This is a genomic window from Bifidobacterium panos, from assembly GCF_012932445.1.
Classification (GTDB): domain Bacteria; phylum Actinomycetota; class Actinomycetes; order Actinomycetales; family Bifidobacteriaceae; genus Bifidobacterium; species Bifidobacterium panos.
Window position 1 is genome coordinate 1 of sequence record NZ_JAAIIJ010000038.1, and the last position, 1,648, is coordinate 1,648.

At 57.7% G+C, this 1,648-nt stretch carries 1 protein-coding gene; it reads right to left on the reverse strand.

What is annotated here, in order from left to right; translation table 11 throughout:
• Window positions 1-1,430 (reverse strand): C-type lectin-like domain-containing protein (locus G1C94_RS07585; protein ID WP_216656949.1); only part of this gene is annotated, 1,430 nt, incomplete at its 3' end.
• Between the last annotated feature and the right edge of the window lie 218 nt (window positions 1,431-1,648).

Sequence of the window (1,648 nt, forward strand, 5' to 3'; positions counted from 1 at the left end):
TCCCCGCCAAGCACAAACGCCACCTGACGCAACACCTTCGCCGAGATTGCCACATTACCCGTCACATTCCCAGCAGGAATCACCAGCTCGCCAGTGGCCTCATCAAACGTGTAATCCGTATCCTTCGCCAGCTTCTTACCGCCAACAGACACCGACACCGACGACACATCCAACGAACGACCCGTAGCAGCGGTCAGCGTCGTCGAAAACGCCTCACCCGCCAACGCCTTCGACGGAGCCGGAGTAGCCGTCACATTGTCCAAATCATACGACACATCAACACGCTCAACCGAACCAGAAGCAGTCGAACCAACAGAGGAGAGATTAAAATCCTCAAACTCAACATAAAAACCAGAAACGACTCCGCTGAGATAGACGTTCGGATCATTCGCCAGATCATTCCATGCGCCGCTCTTATCTTGACCATACTGGGCACACCCTTCGATCCCTCGGGAGAGGGGGGAGGCGTTGGGTTCATTAGCGGCCCAGTTGGCGTATATACCATCGGGAGCGCCACTGGTCGGCGTTGTGCCGTTCCAGATCTTCGTTCCGGCGCTCGGGCCCGTCACCCAATACCAGGCCGTACCATAATCCGACGCCGAGGAATCATTATTGATATCAAACACAGCGGGATCAGTCTTCGCATAAGCCGCAGTCGTAAAACGCGTCGCACCAATCCAACCCTTATTGTTGTTGAACGACTTATAGATAAGGTTGTGTTCACCGGCCGACTCGATAGTCAGCAAATGACCATCCCCACCATAAAAACTCGTAGCCTTCGCCGCGGAAAACGCGTCATCCCACTTCATGATCTCGTCAATGAACGTGTACGCATGGCCGTTATACAGAATCGCGTCGAGACTCTTGCCGTTGTACGTGGCCTTCAGATTATTCAGCGAGTCGCCCACGACGGTGACGGTCACGTTCTGCTTCTTGCTGCCGTCCGTGGTGAACGTCAGACCCTGCAGGTACGTCTGCAACTGCGCCGCCGTGATATCCGGCGTACCATCGTCCGAAGACGTCTTGAACGCCACATACGTGTACGGGTTGCCGGCCTTCACACTGGTGCCTTCCACATACTCGCCGTACTTGTCGGCCGCACCGTTCAACGCGTTCTGCGCCTCAGCACTGCCCGGAGCGTCCGCCGCCGGGGTGAAGTAGCCGGAGTCGACCTGCACCACGACATACGAACTGGGATTGCCCGACACGCTCGCCGCGCCCAGCTTGTACATGGCGTTCTCGGTATCGCTGCCGACACTGAGAACCGTCTTCTGGTCCTCGTTGAGCGTCACCGACGGCTTGTCGGCAGCCCAAGCGGACGGCATCGCCACCGCCAGCACCATCAGCGCAGCCAACCCGGCCGCCACTACGGCAACCAGCCAGCGCAACAAACCGCGCCTCAGGCCGCTTTGAGATGAAAATCTCACCATAAGAAACTCCTAAAAATTCCTTTATCCTTCAACCAACCCTCCCCCAAGGAACGACGCTTTCCCCGCGCGAAACCGCGCGGAAGCGCCCTCCCAGCCGGGGGAGGAGGAAACCCCAGTACACCGGCCGACCGAAATATCTGGCCGTCACGGTGGCAACGGGGTTGCCAATAGCCTCGAAAACTACCCCCCCCCAGGACAAAACCTGCCCCCTAAATCAC